The 20,260-nt window shown below is 61.6% G+C and carries 14 protein-coding genes and 1 pseudogene; 6 read left to right on the forward strand and 9 right to left on the reverse strand.

Annotated features, from left to right (window positions below):
• Positions 1-34 precede the first annotated feature (34 nt).
• Together OOZ53_RS16295 and OOZ53_RS16300 are read right to left on the reverse strand one after the other, a co-directional pair.
• Positions 35-916 carry a carbon-nitrogen hydrolase family protein gene (locus tag OOZ53_RS16295; protein WP_271090728.1) on the reverse strand — a complete coding sequence of 294 codons (882 nt, stop codon included), beginning with the start codon at positions 914-916 and terminating at the stop codon, positions 35-37.
• Positions 917-944: 28 nt separating this feature from the next.
• Positions 945-1,565 carry an LOG family protein gene (locus tag OOZ53_RS16300; protein ID WP_271090729.1) on the reverse strand — a complete coding sequence of 207 codons (621 nt, stop codon included), beginning with the start codon at positions 1,563-1,565 and terminating at the stop codon, positions 945-947.
• A 265-nt stretch (positions 1,566-1,830) separates the two neighbouring features.
• Here OOZ53_RS16300 and OOZ53_RS16305 point away from each other — a divergent pair, with 265 nt between their 5' ends.
• The 4 genes and pseudogenes from OOZ53_RS16305 to OOZ53_RS16320 all read left to right on the forward strand — a co-directional run bounded on the left by OOZ53_RS16305 (position 1,831) and on the right by OOZ53_RS16320 (position 7,816).
• Positions 1,831-3,816, forward strand: coding sequence for a LysM peptidoglycan-binding domain-containing protein (locus tag OOZ53_RS16305; RefSeq protein ID WP_271090730.1), 1,986 nt, complete (start codon positions 1,831-1,833; stop codon positions 3,814-3,816).
• Positions 3,817-3,962: 146 nt separating this feature from the next.
• A complete protein-coding gene (locus OOZ53_RS16310; protein WP_271090731.1) occupies positions 3,963-5,882 on the forward strand; it encodes an ABCB family ABC transporter ATP-binding protein/permease in 1,920 nt (639 codons plus the stop codon).
• A 69-nt stretch (positions 5,883-5,951) separates the two neighbouring features.
• Positions 5,952-6,674: pseudogene (locus tag OOZ53_RS16315) on the forward strand (phosphatidylserine decarboxylase); the annotation flags it as partial.
• Positions 6,675-6,979: 305 nt separating this feature from the next.
• Positions 6,980-7,816: a CDP-alcohol phosphatidyltransferase family protein gene (locus OOZ53_RS16320; protein WP_271090732.1), complete on the forward strand. Its 837-nt coding sequence runs from the start codon at positions 6,980-6,982 to the stop codon at positions 7,814-7,816.
• A gap of 12 nt (positions 7,817-7,828) precedes the next feature.
• Here OOZ53_RS16320 and OOZ53_RS16325 read toward each other — a convergent pair whose 3' ends face one another.
• Positions 7,829-9,145 carry an adenylate/guanylate cyclase domain-containing protein gene (locus OOZ53_RS16325; protein ID WP_271090734.1) on the reverse strand — a complete coding sequence of 439 codons (1,317 nt, stop codon included), beginning with the start codon at positions 9,143-9,145 and terminating at the stop codon, positions 7,829-7,831.
• Between the two features lie 136 nt (positions 9,146-9,281).
• On the opposite strand from OOZ53_RS16325, the gene OOZ53_RS16330 reads away from it, so the two are divergent.
• Positions 9,282-10,382: a class I SAM-dependent methyltransferase gene (locus tag OOZ53_RS16330; protein ID WP_271090735.1), complete on the forward strand. Its 1,101-nt coding sequence runs from the start codon at positions 9,282-9,284 to the stop codon at positions 10,380-10,382.
• A gap of 67 nt (positions 10,383-10,449) precedes the next feature.
• The gene (locus OOZ53_RS16335) at positions 10,450-10,809 is read left to right on the forward strand and encodes a putative quinol monooxygenase (protein WP_271090736.1); all 360 of its coding nucleotides are present in this window, start codon (positions 10,450-10,452) and stop codon (positions 10,807-10,809) included.
• Positions 10,810-10,889: 80 nt separating this feature from the next.
• Here OOZ53_RS16335 and OOZ53_RS16340 read toward each other — a convergent pair whose 3' ends face one another.
• From OOZ53_RS16340 to OOZ53_RS16365, 6 genes are all read right to left on the reverse strand, one after another.
• A complete protein-coding gene (locus OOZ53_RS16340) occupies positions 10,890-12,962 on the reverse strand; it encodes an elongation factor G (RefSeq protein WP_271090737.1) in 2,073 nt (690 codons plus the stop codon).
• 126 nt (positions 12,963-13,088) lie between these two features.
• Complete coding sequence (locus OOZ53_RS16345; protein WP_271090738.1) at positions 13,089-14,123, reverse strand: MerR family transcriptional regulator; 1,035 nt, start codon at positions 14,121-14,123, stop codon at positions 13,089-13,091.
• 58 nt (positions 14,124-14,181) lie between these two features.
• The gene (locus OOZ53_RS16350) at positions 14,182-14,922 is read right to left on the reverse strand and encodes a gamma-glutamylcyclotransferase (RefSeq protein ID WP_271090739.1); all 741 of its coding nucleotides are present in this window, start codon (positions 14,920-14,922) and stop codon (positions 14,182-14,184) included.
• A gap of 112 nt (positions 14,923-15,034) precedes the next feature.
• A complete protein-coding gene (locus OOZ53_RS16355) occupies positions 15,035-18,547 on the reverse strand; it encodes an efflux RND transporter permease subunit (protein ID WP_271090740.1) in 3,513 nt (1,170 codons plus the stop codon).
• A complete protein-coding gene (locus tag OOZ53_RS16360) occupies positions 18,544-19,671 on the reverse strand; it encodes an efflux RND transporter periplasmic adaptor subunit (protein WP_271090741.1) in 1,128 nt (375 codons plus the stop codon). The genes OOZ53_RS16355 and OOZ53_RS16360 overlap by 4 nt, the downstream gene beginning before the upstream one ends.
• 23 nt (positions 19,672-19,694) lie before the next feature.
• Entirely contained in the window at positions 19,695-20,249 is a 555-nt protein-coding gene (locus OOZ53_RS16365) for a PadR family transcriptional regulator (RefSeq protein ID WP_271090742.1), read from the reverse strand.
• Positions 20,250-20,260 lie beyond the last annotated feature (11 nt).

Consider the following 20,260-nt stretch of genomic DNA (forward strand, 5'->3'; position numbering starts at 1 on the left):
CACGCTTTGCGACGGTTCGATAAAGACGGGCGGTTCAAGTCTTCCAGACGACCGAGTAAAGGTCGGGCCGGCGGTCGGAAAGGTTCCGGACAGAGCCCTCGCGCCGCGCCCAGTCGAGGGTTTCGAGATCCAGATCGGCGAAGATGACCGTCTCGATGTTCTCGCTTGCCTCGGCCGCAATGCCGTCACGCGCGAAGGGAAGGTCGCTGGGTGTCAGGATCGCCGATTTGGCGAAGGAACCGAATTGTTCCGGCACATTGACCATCTGCCCGGCCATACCCGCGGTCGCGACATAACACTGGTTCTCGATTGTCCGCGCCGCGCAGCAGTGCCGCACCCGCAGATGGCCGTGCACCGTGTCGGTCAGATAGGGCACGAAGAGCATCATGGCGCCCTGGTCGATCAGGTGCCTGGCAAGTTCGGGAAACTCGCTGTCATAACAGATCATGACGCCGATGGGCCCGCGATCCGTCTCGATCACGTCGGCGGAATAGCCGCCCTCGACCGCCCAGGCACCGGCCTCTGTCGGCGTCGGATGCAGCTTGTCGCGTGTGTGGACGGTTCCGTCGCGCAGGAACACGAAGGCCGTGTTGCGCGCTGTACCGCCGTCATCGACCGTCAGGTGCGATCCGGCAATGATATTGATCCCGTGTTCGCGGGCCAGCTTTTGGCCGAATTCGCCGAATTCCCTTGTATGTGCGTGCGATCGTGCCGCGACGTCGCGCGGCTCGATCGGCTCCTCCGCCGAAAGCAGGCACAGCGTGAAAAGCTCGGGGAAGATCACGAAGTCCGATTGATAATCCGCCGCGGCGCGCACGTAGTATTCGAGGCGTGTATAGAATTGCGCCGGTTCGGCCGTGCCGTCGGCGCGCCACTGCACCGATGCGATCCGGACCTTGGCTGTATTTGCGCTCATATCACTCGCTCCCCTCGGAAGGATGCGCTCACATCTTGTCGATGACCGCGCGGTCGCCGGCGTCCGTGCCGCCAGCTTCCCATTGGGCGGCGATCAGGGGAACGATTTCGGCCGCATCGGAAACCACCAACGGTTTGGCGAGGTGGGCCGAGTGCAGGAAACCTGACGTGCCCATATGGTTGAGCAGTTCCAGCAGCGGGTTCCAGAAACCGTCGATGTTGGCCAGCACCATCGGCCGGTTGTGTCGGCCGAGCTGCGACCATGTCATGATCTCGATGATCTCCTCCAGCGTGCCGATACCGCCGGGCAGGGCGACGAAGGCACCCGATTTATCGAACATGGCGTGCTTTCGCTCGTGCATGTCACGGGTGACGATCAACTCGTCGAAGGCGAGCTGCTTTCCGTTTCCGGCCTCCCGGCTTTGCAGGAATTCCGGGATGATGCCCGTCACCTGTCCGCCGCCGTTGAGAACCGCCTCGGCGACCGCGCCCATGATGCCGCCGGTGCCGCCGCCATAGACCAGCCGAATGCCGCTGTCGGCAATGGCTTTGCCGAGCACGCGTGCGGCGGCCTCGAATGCGGGATGATTGCCCGGTTGCGAGCCGCAATAGACGCAGATTGACCGATTCTCCACCATCTTGTCGAACAAGCATGGCCGGCCCGGACTGGTCAAGCCGTTGCCGCAAACGCACAGCTGGCGCTTTTTTGTCGATAACCGGTGCGATCTGGCCGCCAACGGCGCTCAAAACACCGCAAATGCTTGTTTGGGTCAGGCAAAAGTTCTAATTTGGCGGCGATTTCCGGGAACCTGCGCTACGCACGTCGTGCACGTGGCAGGAAAACCGATATTGATGCGGAAGGGCGCGATCCGCAGGTGTGCTGCATGTTTTATGCTGCGCCGACTGGAGTATGAAATGAAGAACAATAAGTCCCTGATATGGGCACTTGCCGGATTGCTGATCATCATCATCGTCGGGGTCTACGTCTACCAGACCGACCCGTTTGCCGAACCGGACGCAACGGAGACGGCACAGCAGGGCGAGACCGGTTCCGAGCCTGCCGCAACGGGCGATGAAGAAAAGACGGCCGCGGCGCAACCGGACAACAATGAAAGCGGCAGTGAATCCGCTTCCGGCGACGAGACTGAGGTCAGTGCGCCGACCTTCGATGTCGTGCGGGTCGAACCCGATGGCTCGACGTTGATTGCCGGCCAGACGACGCCGGGAACACAGGTCGAAATCGTCAGCGGCGGGCAGGTCATCGCCAAGGCGGACGCCGGAGCCAGCGGCGATTTCGTCGCCGTCGTCGAAGAAGCGCTTAAGCCGGGTGACCACGAAATCGTGCTGCGCGCGGTCGGCGAGGGCAATGCCTCCACGCAATCCGAGGAGGTCGCGACGATCAGCGTGCCGAAGGATGATCCTGCCGAACTGCTCGTCATGGTGACCAAGCCGGGCGAAGCCAGCCGCATACTGGCGAAGCCAGAAACGGACGCTGCCGGTCAGGAGACGGTCGTGGCCGCTGCCGAGAGTGAAAAGACGCAGCAGGATGGTGACGCCGGGACCGGTGTTGCCGAAAAGCCGGCGCAAAGTCAGTCGGAAACACAGGCTGCGTCCGAAGAGCCGAAGCAGGAGCCGGAAACCAAGACGGCGATGGCAGAGGAAACCGCAGATGCCGCGCCTGCCGGCGACGTGTCTGAGCAGGAGGGCGGCGAACAGAAGGTTCCCGCCGCGCAATCCGATGACGGTGCGGTGCAATCGGATGGAGAACAGACGGCCGTTGCTGCATCCGCCGAAGACGGAAATGCCCAGACCGCAGCGTCCGCTGAGACCGGCGATGCGCCGAAGGCCGAACCCGAAACAGCTGCATCTGACAAGGCTGAGACCGAAGTCGCCATGGCGCCGGCCGAGGCCGCTGCCGATGAAAATGAAACGGAAAAGTCCGGCGCTGTTGCCGCCCTTCCGCAGACAACGCTGCGCATCGACGCGGTGGAGATCGAGGGCGGGCGGATTTTCGTCGCGGGCTCTTCGACGCCGGGTGGCGAGGTGCGTGTTTACGCAGACGGCGAACCGATCGGTTCGAGCACGGTCAGTGAATCCGGACGTTTCCTGGTCGAAGCCGACAAGGACCTTGCCGTGGGCGACCACATTATCGGCGCCGACCTGATCATGCAGGCGGGGGATGCGCCCTCCCTGCGTGTCGCCGTTCCTTTCACGCGGCCAGAAGGTCAGATGGTTGCCGCGGTAGCGTCCGAAGAGCCTGAGGAAAACACCAGCGCTGCCGGACAGGCTTCCGCTGCCACCGGGGAAGCGACCGACAGCGCGGCGGTTGAAGCCGCCGACACGCCGTCGGCTGCGCCAGCGGAAGAAACCGGATCGGCATCCGCAGATGAATCGGCGGAAAAGTCGAACAATCAGCAGGTTGCGGAGACAAGTTCAAGTTCGGATCAACAGGCTGAGACGGCAAATAATGCCACTACCGAAACCGAGGAAACCGTGGCGCAAGCCGAAGCGGCGCCCGCCACGGACACCGCACAGGCCGACGCGCAATCGCAGGTGATCGAACAGGGCTCGGCGGATGATTCCACGGCTGACGCCTCTGAAAGCACCGATCAGCCCACCGTCATTGCCAGCGCGGAGGCGCAGGATGATGCGGCGCCGACGGTCGTTCAGCCGGCTCTGGAGCCGCGTGACAGCTCGGTTATCATACGCCGCGGCGATACGCTCTGGCAGATTTCGCGGCGCATATACGGACGCGGCGTGCGGTACACGACAATCTATCTGGCCAATGCCGATCAGATCCGCAATCCGGACAAGATCGAACCCGGGCAGATCTTCATGGTGCCGGACGAACCGCTGGAAAATTCCGAGGAACTGCACCGTCAGCGGATCCGGAGCAGGTAGGTCGATGCCGGCCACCGTTGCTTGACGGTGAAACTCTGGAACCTATCTAAACAATGGGCGGCGATCGCGGAACATCGCCGCCTTTTCCGTCGGAGATACCGTCCGGCGCATGGGGGCGTTCCGAACACGCTTTAATAGGCATATTCTTGTCAGACCAGAACAAAACCGTCGCTTCCGACACCGCCAATCCGCTGCATACGCTGCGCAATCTGTGGCCCTACATGTGGCCGTCGGACCGGGCGGACCTGAAACGGCGCGTCATGATTGCCGCGGCGTTCCTCGTTCTCGCAAAGCTGTCGCAGGTGGTGGTGCCCTATTTCTTCAAATGGGCGACGGACGCGCTGAACGGCAATCATGACGGGCTCGATTTCCTGCCGGCCTTGCTGATCGCGCCGATCATGCTGGTCATCGCCTACAACGTCGCCCGGATCGTTCAACTCGGTTTCAACCAGCTCCGCGATGCGCTGTTTGCCAAGGTCGGACAGCACGCCGTCCACCAGCTTGCCTATAAGACATTCGTTCACATGCATCGGCTGTCCCTGCGCTTTCATCTGGAGCGGCGCACGGGCGGGCTGTCGCGGATCATAGAGCGCGGCGTCAAGGGTATCGAGGCGATCGTGCGTTTCACGATCCTCAACACGCTGCCGACCCTGCTGGAATTCGCCCTGGTCGCGGTGATCTTCGGTTTCGCTTATGGCTGGTCCTACGTCGCGGTCACCGCCATTGTCATCTGGCTCTATATCTGGTTCACGGTGCGTGCCAGCGATTGGCGCATCGCCATCCGCCGGGACATGAACGAATCCGATACCGATGCCAACACCAAGGCCATCGACTCGCTGCTCAATTTCGAAACCGTCAAATATTTCGGCAACGAGGACATGGAGGCCGCGCGCTACGACCGTTCCATGGCGCGCTATGAGGTGGCGGCGACGCGTATCTGGACATCGCTCGGCTGGCTGAACCTGGGGCAGGGGCTGATCTTCGGCGCCGGCATGGCGGCGATGATGGTAATGTCGGCCATGGCCGTGCAACGGGGCGAGCAGACCATCGGCGACTTCGTCTTCATCAATGTCATGCTGATGCAGCTTTCAATCCCGCTCAATTTCATCGGCTTCGTCTATCGCGAAATTCGCCAGGGTCTGACCGACATCGAGAACATGTTCGACCTGCTCGATATCGATGAAGAGGTCGTCGACAAGCCCGGCGCCAGGCCGCTGGAGCTGAAAAGCGGTGCCATACGCTTCGACGATGTGTATTTCCGCTACGAGCAGGACCGGCCGATCCTCAAGGGCATCTCATTCGAAGTGCCCGACGGCAAGACCGTTGCCGTTGTCGGGCCGTCCGGTGCAGGCAAGTCGACGCTCTCGCGTCTTCTCTTTCGCTTCTATGACGTTCAGGAAGGCGAGATCACCATCGATGGACAGGATATTCGCGGTGTGACCCAGAAATCGCTGCGCGAGGCGATCGGCATGGTTCCGCAGGACACGGTGCTTTTCAATGACACGCTCGCCTACAATATCCGCTACGGCCGGATCGAGGCGAGCGATGAGGAAGTCCGTCAGGCGGCCGACATGGCGCAGATCGGCGGCTTCATCGACACGCTTCCGCAGGGCCTCGACACCATGGTCGGCGAGCGCGGGCTGAAGCTTTCCGGTGGCGAGAAGCAGCGCGTTGCCATTGCCCGCACGATCCTCAAGGCGCCGCCGATCCTCATACTCGACGAGGCGACATCGGCGCTTGATTCAGCCACCGAGCAGGAAATCCAGTCGGCGCTCGATTATGTCAGCCGCGGCCGCACGACACTGGTGATTGCCCACCGCCTTTCGACCGTTATCGGCGCCGACGAGATCATCGTCCTTCAGGATGGCGTGATCGCCGAACGCGGCACGCACCAGCAGCTGCTGGAGCACAAGGGCCTTTACCTCGATATGTGGAACCGCCAGCTTGAGGCCCGGGAGACGGAGCAAAAGCTCAAGGATTTCCGCGAGCACGACGAACTCGGTGTTATCGTGCGCAAGCGGCCTTACGATTACGTCGAGTCGGCAGACCCATTGCCTGAGGACTGAGTCAATCGGTTGTTCAAGTCCGGCGCCAATCCGTCTATATAGGCGCGGTCCGTTTTCCGCAGGTCGCGGGCCGCACACGCCACGGAGTTGTCGATGAGTCTCTACGATACGGTGACAAGCACATTGGTGCCGGTTCACAAGGAAGGCTACAAATTCGTGCTCGCCTTTCTGGCTGCCTCCCTGGTCCTCGGCTGGATCTGGGATCCTCTGTTCTGGATCGGCCTGCTGCTGACCGCCTGGTGCGCCTATTTCTTCCGCGATCCGGAGCGTGTGACGCCGCTTGACGACGATCTCGTCATCAGCCCCGCGGATGGACGCGTATCATCCATCGTGTCTGTCGCTCCGCCAAGGGAACTCGGCCTCGGCGAAGACGAAATGCTGCGCATCTCCGTCTTCATGAACGTTTTCAACTGCCACGTGAACCGCGCGCCGATGGCGGGCAGCGTCCGCGAAGTGGTCCACAAGCCCGGCCAGTTCCTGAACGCGGAACTGGACAAGGCCAGCGAGGAAAACGAGCGCAACGGTCTGGTCATCGATACGGCCAAGGGGCCCATCGGCGTCGTGCAGATCGCCGGGCTGGTGGCCCGCCGCATTGTCTGCTGGACATCGGCCAACGATCACCTTGACGCCGGAGAACGCTTCGGCCTGATCCGTTTCGGCTCGCGGCTCGACGTATTCCTGCCTGCAAACGCCACACCGCGCGTAACGGTCGGGCAGACGGCGATTGCCGGCGAGACCGTCCTCGCCGAATTCGACGCGGCCAAGGGTAAAACCGTCTCCCGCAAGGCTTAGAGCGTGTCTGGCTTGGTTTGAAGCATTTGATGGTGGAAAATCGGTCCAGTCGGCTAGGCGCGTTGCGCAGCGCGATGTGGTGCATCGGGCAAGCGGCGCAACGACGCCGATGGGCCGATTTTCCCCACCCTTGAAAGGAAAGAAGATGTTAAAACGCACAGATGAATGGGCCGGGCGATTTTGGCCCCTGGCGTCGTTGGCTCGCGCTTGTGGTGGGGTGGCACCACGGCGCGCAACCCGCCTAGCCAGAGACCAAAATCGCCGCGGTCAAATGTTTCAAACTAAGCCAGACACGCTCTAGCACCATGGATTCCGGTTTTTCACCCTTCGATCCAAACGGCTCCGCAAAGGACGACGAGAGCAGGGGACCGCGCCTGCGCGATATCTCGTTGCGCATGATGGTGCCGACCATCATTACGGCACTGGCCATCTGTGCGGGCCTCACGGGCATTCGTCTGGCCTTCGAGCAACGTTTCGAACTGGCCGTGGCCATGCTGTTGCTCGCGGCGCTGCTGGACGCCGTCGACGGGCGCGCGGCCCGTCTGCTGAAAACCTCGACCAAATTCGGCGCTCACATGGATTCACTTGCCGATATCGTCAATTTCGGCGTGGCGCCGGCGCTGGTGCTCTATGCCTATCTGCTCGACCAGATAACCTCCCTGGGATGGATCGCGGCGATGATCTACGCCATTGCCGCCGGCCTTCGCCTGGCTCGATTCAACGTCATGGAGGACAGGATCGACAAGGCAAGCTGGCAGGCCGACTATTTCCTCGGCATACCGGCGCCCGGTGGCGCAATACTTGTGCTTTTGCCGGTCTATCTTGGCTTCCTGGGTGTCGAACCGGATCCGGTTGTTGCCTATGTCGCGGCTGTCTACACGCTGCTGATCGCTTTTCTGCTGGTCAGCCGCGTTCCGGTCTATTCCGGCAAATCGCTTGGCCAGCGAATCCGCCGTGATCTGGTTTTCCCGCTGCTGCTGGTAATTGTGCTTTACGTGGCCCTGTTGATGACCTTCACCTGGCAGACCATGACAGCCAGCACCTTGCTCTACCTGTTCTCGCTCCCGTTCGGCGCCCGCGCCTGGCGCAAGCGCTACGGTGCCGAGAACACGACCGGCAAACCGGACGACCTTGAAGGCTGAAGCAGGTCCGCATCACTCCAGTGTAAAGACCTCGATCTGGCGGTCCATGCCGCGAATGGCCTGCGCACCAAGTGATCGGGTGGTCATGTGGTGCCGAACCTTTTCCTGCGTCGCCCCGTCGAACAGGACCGTCTTCTTCAGCACCTTTGCAAGGCTCTCGAGCCGTGCGGCAAGGTTCACGACTTCGCCATAGACGGTAAAGGCCTGCCTTTGCGAAGAGCCGACATTGCCTGAGGCGACATTGCCCGAGGCAATACCGATACGGACCCTGTAATCGGTTGTTTCCGCCAGACGCGCAAGATCAACCGCCGCCTGCACGGCGCTCACCTCAGGCGCCTGGATTTCCATCGGCGTGTTGAATGTCGCGAGCAGCCCGTCGCCGGTAAAGCTGATGACGATCCCGTCTTGGCTGCTGACAATGTCTGTTGCTGCCGCGAGAAAGGAATCCAGCGCCTCGATCACCTCCTGCGGATCGCGATTGGCGGCGAATTTGGAGAAATCGGCAATGTCCAGAACGAGCACCGTTGCGTGGCGGACCTGCGGCTTCAGCGCTTCGGGTTCATTTATGAGCCTTTCGGCAATGGCCTGGGGCACGTAACGTCCGAGCATATTGGAAATGCGTTCGCGCGCCCGCCGCTCGGTGTCCTGCCGAACCTCGGCTGCAATCTGGGCAAAGAAAACCCTGCGGGCGCGGAACACCGCCAGCGCCATGATCAGGGCGCCCGCCAGGAGGAAACCGGTTTCCTCGATGCGGTTGCCCCTGCCGATGAAATCGATCGAAAGAAACACGGTCTCGTAGTCGTTTTTGTTCGCGTTGGGCGGAAGGTCGCCCCATGACAGGACGTTCTCCATGCCGTTGATGACCCAGAAGAAGGCAAGCCACCAGCCGGCGACCGCAACGGTGCCGGCCCAGATAACGAGACGCCAGGACAGTGACAGCGTCGCAAGCGCGATGATCGGAAACAGGTAATAGATGCCGTAGGCGCGAAAGGCGATAATCTGCGGCACGTCGCCGGTCCGGCTGATCGGGATGAGCGCGAAAAGCGCGCAGATGCCGAGCGTGTCGAGGGTGTAGATCGCGTATTTCAGCCACCACCGGTCAAACCGGGTTCCGATAACCGCGAGGTGCGCAATGCCGAAGGCCGCAAAGAAAAAGAGGACCACAAGTCCCGCGAAGCGTGGCTCTGAATCCGTGGCAAAAGTCGCTCCCGCATACCAGATGACAGCGGCCACGATGACCGCCGTGCGGCATGTGATCGCCAGGCGGAGACCGTTCTCCTCGGTCTGTTTCAGGCGTTCAAGCGCATGTTCGCGTATGCGTTCAGACATGTGAGCCCCTTTGTCCAGCGCAGGAGACAGTTTTCGCCGTGTTCCGCCACGGAGTCCATCGCCAATGCATTTCACTTATTGTCGAGGAAGATTCGCATGCGTCATTGCGCTATGTTGTCGGCGTTGAGGAGATCTTATGAAACACAATCCGCATCATCCGATGAAGTCTACAGAGGGAATGGTCGACTATGACCGCAACTCTGCCGCCCAGCAGCAGATGGTCAATACACAGGCCGGGCGATTGAGTGATCTGGTGTCGGCTCTTGCACCGGCCGGCCCTGAAATGACGATCGTGGACTATGGCTGCGGTCCGGGCTCAAGCGCCATTGAGGCGGTGCGGCCGTCGATCGAGGCCAGCCGCGCGCATTTCCCGCAGCTTCCCGTCTCCGTCATTCACGCCGACCAGCCCGGCAACGACTGGAATGCCCTTTTTCAGCTCGTTTCCGGGCCGTCCGGCTATCAGGCCGGCCCGGGGGAAATCCGCACCAGTGCCGCCGTCGGTTCGTTCTACACGCAGATGGTCCCTGCCAACTCGGTCGATGCGGCCACATGTTTTGCCGCCAGCCATTGGCTCAGCCGGGCGCTGGAACTTGATGCGCCGGGTTCGGTCTGGTTCGCCGATCTCGAAGGCGAGGCGAGGGCGCAGATGTGGGCGCAGGCCCGTGAGGATTGGGTGACGTTTCTGCGATGCCGGGCGGCGGAAATCCGCAGCGGCGGGTTCCTGCTCGTCGGGACCCTGGGTTCCGTCCCAGACGAGACCGAGGTCAATGGCGCCGCAGCCTCCGGGCGGGGAATTTACCGGGCTCTGCAGGTGGTCGCCCAATCGATGGTGGATGATGGGCTGATCGGCAAGGCTGTCCTCGACCGATTTGTCTTCTCACTGTGGTTCATGACCGGGCAGGACGCCAGGGGACCGATCGAGGAGGATGCACAATTGATGGAGGCGTTCGCTATCGAGGAAATCAGCGTGACGCCCGCGCCCGGCAATTACCGCGACGTCTTTGGCGCCTATGCGGGCGATCCCGACGACTACGCCAGACGCTATCGCGGCTATATTCGTGCCTTTGCGGATTCGACACTGCGCAAGCAGCTGTTCGAGCCTGCCGCCGCCGATGCCGCCGGCGCGGACAAGCTGGCGGACGAATATTTCGACCGGCTGGAGGAACTCTACCGGACCCAGACCGTCAAATATGCCTTCGAGCTCTGGCACCTTCTGGCTGTCCTGAGGAAGAAGTAAAGGACATGGCAGCCGCTTCGGCCTATGCTTGTTGATTATCAATCAGGAAAACGAAGGGAGCGTTGGAATGACTTCAACGGTTGGCTGGTTCATCCAGGCTGAGATCAGGAGTGGCAAGCTGGATGCGCTGAAAGACCTGATCTCCGAGATGTGCGCGCGCTCACGGGATAACGAGCCGGGCACGATCGCCTATGAATGGTTGATCAGCGCGGACGGCACCACAGGACACCTCCATGAGCGGTACGCGGATTCAGATGCCGCACTGACGCATCTGGCATCGTTTGGCGAGAACTTTGCCGAGCGCTTCATGCCGCTTGTCGGCGCTCTGAACATGAGTGTTTACGGATCACCGAGCGAAGCGCTCAGCCGGGAACTGGCCGACATGGAGCCTGTCTATTTCGAAAAAGTGGACGGTTTCGCCCGATAGGCGGCGTGCCTTTTTCAAAGCCGGAGCGCATAAAAAGACAATGGCCGGCCCAAGGACCGGCCATTGTTTGTCGATCTGCCCTATGCCGCCTTCTTCCCGTATTTCTGCAGCACCTGGTCTGCCTGCTTGCCGGTCACCTCGGCCAGATGATCGAAGGCCTTGCGGAAGCTGGCGACGCCGGCGGTCGCCGAACGCAATTCGATGATCAGGTCCTGGATTTCCGATTCCGGCATGATGGCGTTGACCGCGTCCCAGCCTTCCCAGCCCGGGCGGGCGTCAAAGCCCAGCAATTGCCCGCGCCGTCCCGACACGATGGCATTGATGCGGGCCGTTGCGTCATTCGGGCAGAAGATCTCCACCTTGCACATGGGTTCCAGCAGCACCGGTTTGCAGTTCGGCATGCCCTCGCGCATTGCGAGCTGGCCGGCCATCCGGAAGGCCTGGTCGGACGAATCTACCGTATGGTAGGAGCCGTCGGCCAGATTGACGGAGACGTCGACCACCGGGAAGCCAAGCGGACCCTCTTGCAGATAGTCGCGAATGCCCTCGCGCACGGACGGAATATACTGCTTGGGAACCACGCCGCCCGTGATCGTATCCGTGAAGACGAAACCTTCACCGCGCGGCAGCGGTTTGATGTCCAAAACGACGTCGCCGAACTGGCCGTGGCCACCGCTCTGTTTCTTGTGGCGCCCGCGCACATTCGTCGATTGCCTGATCGTCTCCTTGTAGGGCAGGGTCGGATTGCCGGTCTCGGCCGTGATGCCGTATTTGCCGGTCAGCCGTTCAAGCGCAACCCGCAGATGCATCTCGCCCTGTCCCTCGAGCAGCGTCTCGCCGGTATCCTGAATATGCGTGAAACGCAGCGACGGATCCTCTTCGACGGAGCGCTGCAGCGCAGCCGAGAGCTTCACCTCATCCTTGCGCTCTGTCGGCGCGACGCGTTTGGCGATGACCGGGTCGGGTATATCGAGCTCGCAGAGATTTTCCGGCGGCTTGCCGTTGGCCGAAAGGGTTTCGCCCGTCAGGACGCCCTCGACCTTGTTGAGCGCAACGGTTTCGCCAATACCGGCCTCGCCGCGCCGCTTGCTCTGCTGGCCAACCAGATCGAGCACGCTTGACACCCTTGCTTCCGAGCCGTCCGGACGGGTGACCGTGTCGCCCTCCGAAATCGTGCCGGAAAGCACCCGGGCAATCGAGAGTTTGCCGCCATGCTCGGAATAAACGGTCTTCAGAACCTGCAGCAGCGGCTCCTTGCCGGCTTCCGTGGCAAGGCCTAGGCGCTCGCGGGTCCGGGATATGCCGGGTGCCTCATGTCGCAGGGCCTTCAACAGCCGCCAGACACCGTTTCCATGCGATGCCGACCCGATGAATACCGGGCAGATCTCGCCCGTCTGCATTTCCTTGACGAGATCGCCGAAGACCAGATCGCGCTCCGGGTTGATATCCTCAAGAAGCTGCTCCATCAGCACGTCGTCATAGTCGGCGATCTGTTCCAGCATCTCGAAACGGGCCTCGACCTCGCGCGCCTGTTCCTCGTCCGGAATGTCGATAACCTCGCTCGTGGCGTGCTCCTTGTAGACATAGGCCCGCTCAAGGGCGAGATCGATAAAGCCTGTCGCGATCCCGTTCTGCCAGATGGGAATCTGGCGAACGACCAATGGCGCCTTCGAGGCCGGCTGCACGGCCTTCAGAAGATTGCGGATACTGCCCTGGAACTTGTCGATCTTGTTGATGAAGAGCATGTGCGGAATGCCGCGGTCTTCCAGTGACCGCAAGATGATCTGCAGTGCCGGGAGCTTCTTTTCATCGGCCTCCGCCACGATGATCGCCAGATCCGCGCCGCCGAAAACGCCATTCGCTTCGCTGAGAAATTCCACCGATCCGGGACAGTCAATGAATGTGTAGCGGTCGCCCAGATAATCGGTGCTTGCTACATTCGCCTCCACGCTCATCGAGTGCGCCCGTGCCTCGGGCGATGCGTCGCCGACCGTGTTGCCCTGATCCACACTGCCTTGTCTGGCTATGGCCCCCGCGCGCGCCAGGACGGCTTCCAAAAGGGTTGTCTTACCGCTTCCAAAAGGTCCGACCAGCGCAATGCACCGGGGCCCTGCTTCTCTGCCGCCTGCGGTTCCTCCGTCACCGTCACCCATTTTCACCTCCCTGTTCGAATTAGTACCTCGCTACAGCCTTACCGCCGATGGCGGCGTAATCTTACCATCGTCCGACGTCGCTCGGTGTTTTGTCAAATTCTTTTGGAGGGCGGTGGAGAATTTCCGCTACTGCGGATTGGTCCGAATGGCGATCACACCCTCCGTTCTTGCCCGGATTTCCGGTGTCGCAAGGCAGGTTGCGACCGCTTCGTATCCCGGCGCGCCCGGATAGGCGGTGACAGGGGTCGGCGGGCTGTGATTGGCCGGACAGAGGATGATGCTCTCATGGACGCCGACGCGATCAAGGTCCAGGATCGCGCTTGACCGGGTTATGATGAACAGCGGTTTTGTGTTCGCTCTCCGGCCACGCAGATACGCAATCAGCGCCCGTTGGGAGGGCCGGTGGAGTCCCTGTTCTATCAGATCGATGACCGGAATTTCCTCACAGTCCCGCTCAAGGACCGCCAGCAGCGAGAGCAGTGCATCCGATCGCTCCGCGCCATTTGCCGCAAGTTCGGTAAGGGCCTCTTCGACCCGCGCAGATAGCCCAGGGTCTTTTGCCAGTTGCGTCTTGGTTTTTGCGGCGCCGTCTGCCAGCCGGTCGAGGCCGATGAAGACGCCACCGGGCAGCGTTTCGGCAAGCCGATGGGCAAGCCTGGTCTTTCCGCTGCCCAACGGGCCGATCACATAATTCAGCGGATGAATGTCGAGCAGCTCGAAACGCTCGCCGCCCCAGGGCCAGGGCAGCTCGAATACGACGGCCGGCGGAGCAGGTGTCGGAGATGTGCGCGTCTCATCTGCGGTTTCCTCCGGCTGGCGGCGCGCAATATGGCTGCGCCGCTGCCTTACCCGCTCGGCCTTTTCGGCAATCTGGCGCATCTGGCCTTCGAGCAAGGACTGATGCGCGGCGAGGAGGGCGTCGAGGTCGACATCTTCCTGGCCAAGCGCGTTTGCGATCTGCGCGAGGCTCAGGCCCATGGCGCGAAGCGCAACGATCTCGCTTGCGCGGTCCATCGCCTTTGGTCCGTAGGTGCGCCAGCCTGCCTCCGTGCGGGTGGGTTCGATCAGGCCGCGCTGCTCGTAGATGCGCAGCGCCTTGACGGACACGCCGAGTTTCCGTGCGGCTTCGGTCGGGTTCAGATATTCGGTCGGAGCGTTCATGAATCACCTCGCGATTCGTTGGGACGCATCCCTTATAGGAGCGGCCGCAGGGGCCGGGTCAACCGTGACGCTCTTGCGCGTTGTGATCGCGTGCTGCCGCCAGAAGCGAGAACACTTCGGCGTCCTCGATATCGAGCGCGGTCAGGTGCTCTGCGAGGTTCTCGACATATTCAAGGCTTGAGCCGAGAACGCCTGCGCCGGTTGCGATATAGCGCACCTGCTCATCTCGGGTCAGGTCGCTGCGGATGCGGCTGGCCTCATGATTTGCGACGAAAGTGACGGCCGGCAGGGGCCCCACCTCGGAAACCGCCTCCACGAAGGTGGCGATATAGACACCGGTCGCCATTTCGCGGCGCCACAGGATGGCCGTCTCCTCCTCGACGCAGGCGCCGTCAATGCGGAAGGCCAGCCCCGTGCAGCCGGTTCCCCGGTCAAGCGCCGCCATCAGGCCCGGTGCGTCGCGGGTGCCCCGCGCGCCCAGCTCATCCTTCAGGCAGAACGAGCGTGCATAGCCGTCAACATGCGCCTTGCGGACCTCGACGAATTTGAAGCCCGGATCCCACATGAGCGAACCGTAGGCGAAAACCCACAGGTCGCCCTCGGGCCGATCCGCGAGAACGCGTTTGCGCATCGCCTCGCGCTCTTCATCGCTCAGCCGCCAGTGCGGCGGCAGGCCGAGCGCCTTCATGCGTCCGTCGAAATCGGAAGGTTTGAAGTTCCGGAAAAAGGAGTCCGCTGGATCGACGATCTTGCCGCGCAACTCGGGATGATGTGTGAAAGGATCGTGCTCAGCGCTCATGAGATGCGATCCTAATGTCCATGCGCGTTTTCACAACGGATAAATGGATCGCGGCAGCCGCCGCGCAAAGAAAAAAGGCACCGCCGCGGGGCAGTGCCTTTTTGTCGGAGGCCTATTCGGCCGCGTCGGGTCGCGTAACCGGCAGATCGTCATTGTCCGCCCGTTTGTGCTGTTCCTCGTCATCGGCTGCCACGGTCTTGTTTTCGGAGCCTTCGGGCTCCGCCCGGGTGCCGTCTTCGACGCGTTTCGCCTTGCCGCCCCACAGATCCCGAACATTGGTCGGAAGCGCCAGCATTGACGGGATCAGGACCAGCGTCAGCATGGTCGAGAACGCCAGGCCGAAGATGATCGCCGTCGAAAGCTGGACCCACCAGATCGAGGTGATGCCGCCGACGGAGATCGTCTGGGTGAAGAAGTTCATGTTGATCTGCAGTGCCATCGGAATGAGGCCGAGGATCGTCGTGATCGTCGTCAGCATGATCGGACGCAGCCGCTGGGCGGCGGTCTTCAAGGCCGCCTGGCGAATGTCCGTCACGCCCTCGGCCCGCATGCGGTTGAACGTGTCGATCAAGACGATCGCATTGTTCACCACGATACCCGCCAGCGCGACGATCCCGGTTCCTGTCATGATGATCGAGAAACGCTGTCCGGTCACGGCCATACCGACCAGGACACCCGACACCGCCAATATGACGGTCGAGAGCGTCAGAACCGTCTGGTAGAACGAGTTGAACTGGGTCAGCAGAATGATGAACATCATGAACAGGGCGGCGATCGCCGCGCGGCCAAGAAAGGCGCTCGATTCCTGCTGCTCTTCATCCGCGCCGCGGAATTTGAGGAAGACGTTCTCCGGCCATTCCTGCGTGTCTAGCCAGGCCTGAACCTCGCGCACAGCGTCATCCGGCGTCGCCGCCCGACCATCGACCGTCGCTCCGTCGGCAACACTTGCCTTGACGTCCATCGCATAGAGTCCGTCGCGCCGTGTGATCGACGAAACTTTCGGCTGCGGGGTGCGCTCGATGAAGTTGGACAGCGGCACCTGGCCATTGGCGGTCCGCAGCTTCAGCAGCTCGAACTGGTCGAGGGTCCGCTGATCCTCCGGCAAGCGCACGCGAATATCGACCTCGTCCTCGGAATCGTTGGGACGGTATGTGCCGATCAGCACGCCATTGGTGACGAGCTGGACCATCGATCCCACGCCGACGATGCCGGCATTGTAACGGCCCGCCTGTTCGCGGTCGACGTCGATCTGCCATTCGATGCCGGGCAGGGGACGGCCGTCTTCCTGGTCGGAAAGGATATCGACGGTGTCGACGAATGCGCGGATGCGGTCCACGGCAGCGACCATGGTGTCATAGTCGGTCGATTTGACTTCAAGCTGCAGGTCCTTGCCCGTGGGCGGTCCGCCCTCGATCTTTCGGACTTCGACCTTGATGCCGGCCATGTCTGCAGTGCGTTGGCGAATGTCCTCGAAGATCTCGACGGCCTTGCGCCGGCAGCAGTAGTCCGCCAGTTCGATCTGCAGTTCGCCGACGACATCCGCCGGCTTGTCCTGGACGCCACCCAGCACATCCGGGCCGCCGCCGCCGGCCGCCGATGCGGACATCACGACATTGTCGATGCCCTGCACCTGCAGTACCTCGGCTTCCACTTCGCCGACCAGATCGCGGATTTCAGCTGCGGACATGTTGCCGCGTGCGGAGACCATCACAATGGCGACATCCGGTTCTTCATCGACGAAGAACTCGACGCCCTTGTTGTTAGCGGCAAAGAACATGAAGCTTGCAACAGTCATGCCCAGAATGACCACGATGACGAGGATGTTGCCCCAAAGCGTGCCGGCAGCGTAGCGCAGGAAGCGCAGATAACCGCCGGTGATGCCCGGAACCTTCTTGACGTCAAGCTCGGCACGGGACGAAAGCATCAGCGCCACTTCGTCGGCCTGGTCTTCTTCGGCCGGCTTGCTCTCGCGACGCGAGTTGATGAAGCCGGTGGCGTAGTAGCTCAGTGCAAAGGCGAGCAAAGCCGTCCCAAGGGCACCGCCCAGACGAAGCGATGCATCAAGGCCCGCCAGCGGCGCCGCATAGGCGAACACACCGGCAATCGCGCCGACGAACAGTCCGGTTGTCCTTTGCGAGTTCCTTGCCGCGAACGCAGCGATCCGCGCGAAAGCGGTGCCCGTCACGGGCAGGAAAACCAGAGCCGTCAACAGCGATGCAGTCAGGACGATGATGACCATCCTGGGCAGATAGCTCATGAACTCGCCCGGAACGCCCGGCCACAGAAGCAACGGAAGGAAGGCGGCAAGCGTCGTGGCAGTCGAGGAAACGACCGGCCAGAACATCAGTTTCGATGCGCGCTTGTAGGCGTCCGCTGCGTTCATGCCTTCCGAGATCTTCCGGTCCGCATACTCGGTGACGACGATGGCACCGTCGACGAGCATGCCGACCGTCAGAACCATGCCGAACATGACCATCATGTTGACCGTCATGCCGAGGCCGGCCAGGATCAGGAAGGCGAGCATGAAGGAGCCCGGAATAGCGAGGCCGACCAGCAGGCCGGAGCGAACGCCGAGGGTTCCGACGACCGAAATCATGACCAGAACGATGGCGGTCATGATCGACGATTGCAGCGATCCCAGAACCTCGAAGATGAAGCTCGACTGATCGAGAAGGTAGTTCACCTTGATCGATTGCGGCCAGTCCTTGGTAAAGTCCTGCACGACGGCCCGTACTTCATCGTTGTTCTCGATGATGTTGGTGCCGATGCGCTTGGTCACCTCGATGGCGATGGCCGGCTGGCCGTTGACGCGCGTGAAGGCGGAGGGGTCCTTGTAGGTCCGCCGGATCTCCGCCACTTCGCCAAGCGTCACAACGCCTTCACCGCTCTGCTTGATCGGGATCTCGTAGACATCCTGCGCCGTTTCGACGAGGCCCGGAACCTTGACGTTGAAGCGGCCGTTTCCATCGTCGATGAAGCCGGCGGCGACGAGCTGGTTGTTCTGTGTCAGCGCATTGAGAAGCTCGTCCTGCGTGATGTCGTAGGATTCCATCTTCATCAGATCGAGCACGACCTCGAGCAGCTCCTCGCGGTTGCCGCCAAGACTCGCCTCGCGCACCGATGATATGGCCTCGATCTCGTCCTTGAGCCGGCGCGCATGCGTCGTCAGCGTGCGTTCGGGAACGTCGCCCGAAAGCGTCACAATGATTGTCGGCTGCAGGGCGAAGTTGGTTTCCGTGATCGTCGGCTCGTCCGCCTCGTCGGGCAGTTCGGCCTTGGCCTCGTCGACCTTGTCGCGCACGTCGGCGAGCACCTGGTCGCTGTCTGTCTCGATATTGAATTCCAGAACGATGCCGGCATGGCCCTCGGAGGCGATCGCCGTCAGTTCCTTCAGCCCGTCAATGCCTCGAAGCGAGGTCTCCATCGGTCTGATAAGAAGGCGCTCTGCATCGCGCGGGGAAATGCCCTGCTGACCGATCGACACATAGTAGATCGGCACGTCAATGTCCGGATTGGCTTCTTTCGGAACGCTGATATAGGACATGATGCCCGCAGCGATCATGAAGACCATCAATGTGAGGACGGTCTTCGGCCGTGAGATTATGGTTTGAAGCGCGGAAGTCATGAGCGGACGTCATCCTTGCTCGTATTTGCGGCGATATCGGCCGCGACAGGCTCGACTGTCTGGCCGGCGGTCACATAATCCTGGCCGACCGAAATGACCTTGGTGCCCGGCTCCAGTCCGGTCACCCACATCGTTTCCTGTGTGTGGGCGACAATGTTGAGCGGCCTGAACGCCACTGCGTCGTTTTCCTCGACCACCCGCACGCCGATGGAGCCATCGTCGCTGAGGGTCAGCCAGGAGGGCTTGATCCGGTAGGCTTCGGCACCGTCCAGTTCGATTTGCGCAGCGGCGGTCACACCGTCACGCAGGACATTGCCCGGATTGGGCATTTCGACCTCGATGAGGAATGTGCGCGTCGCCGCATCGGCCGACGGTGCGATGTAGCGGATATTGCCCGTCACGGTTTCGCCGGTAATTGGCTGGACAACCACGCCATCACCGACATCGATACGGCCGATCTGACGTTCGGAAACCTGACCGACAAACAGCATCGGATCGGTATTGATCAGCGTAACGCAGACATCGCCGCTGGACAGGTTGTCGCCAACCTCGGCAATCGGGTCCTGAACGACGCCGCTGGCCGTTGCGGTGATGTCGGTATAGGAAAGCTCGTGGCGCGCCTCGTCCAGCGTCGCCGATGCACTGTCCATCGCCGCCTTCAGCGCTTTCAGGCGCGTTTCGGAGGCAAAACCCTTCTCACGCAGCGCAACGGCACCCTCATAATCGAACACCGCCTGGTCATGGGCCGCGAGCGCCCGGTCGACGGCGCGTTCACGCACGCCGCGGTCAAGCTGGCAGACAAGCTCGCCGGCCTCGACACGGTCACCCTTCGATACAAGGCGTTTTTCGATCGTGCCTCCTGTTTCGGCGCGCACCGGAACGATGGCATCGGCCTGGGTGCGTCCGCGCACGAGCAGGACATCCGGACGCACTTCCGGATTGACGGTCACATAGCGGACCTTGAACAGCGCGTCTTCATTGCTCTGCCTTTCGGCAGGCGGTGGAGTCGCATTGGCCGAATTGGCCTGGCCGCCGACGACAATGTTGCCGGTGCCCATCCACCCTATGACCGCGCCCGCTATGACCAGTGCGGCAATGTGAGATCCCTTGATGCGAAATGCCATGATCTGGCTCTCCTGTCGTCGTTCTATTCAGCCGCTTCGCTGGCGGGGTTGGGAGCCCGCGTCAGCGCTTCCAGCTTGTCCCTGTTTTCCAAAAGATATTTGAGGCTGGCCTCGTGCACGCAGCGGCCGTATTCGGCCACCCATCCCAAGCCCGGCGGGCCGCTTTCCGCACAGGTTTCGGCCTCATCGAACATCTCAAGATCAGATCTTAAGTCTTTGATTCTTTTGTCTATAGCGCGCGTAATCGTCTCACCATCCAGAAGCCCGGCGCAAAGCGCAATCAGCAGGAACTCGGATTTGAACGTGTCCGGCCGCGGCAGCACCTGGAGCGATTCAATCAGCTCCGCGCGTCCCTTGTCGGTAATCGAATAGATTTTTCGCGGTGGCTTGCCCGATTCATACTCTTCGCGCACGGTAACGCAGCCATCATCCTGCAGCCGCGAGAGCGCAGGGTAAATCGAGCCGAAACTGGCGTCGACAAAATAGGAGAAACGCTCCTCGGTCGACATCTTCTTGATCTCGTAACCGGTGGCGTCCGAAAACTGCAGAATGGCCAAGCATACTGTGCGTACGTTCATGAGCATATCCC

The sequence above is a fragment of the Allohoeflea poritis genome, assembly GCF_027889715.1.
Taxonomy (GTDB): Bacteria; Pseudomonadota; Alphaproteobacteria; order Rhizobiales; family Rhizobiaceae; genus Hoeflea_A; species Hoeflea_A poritis.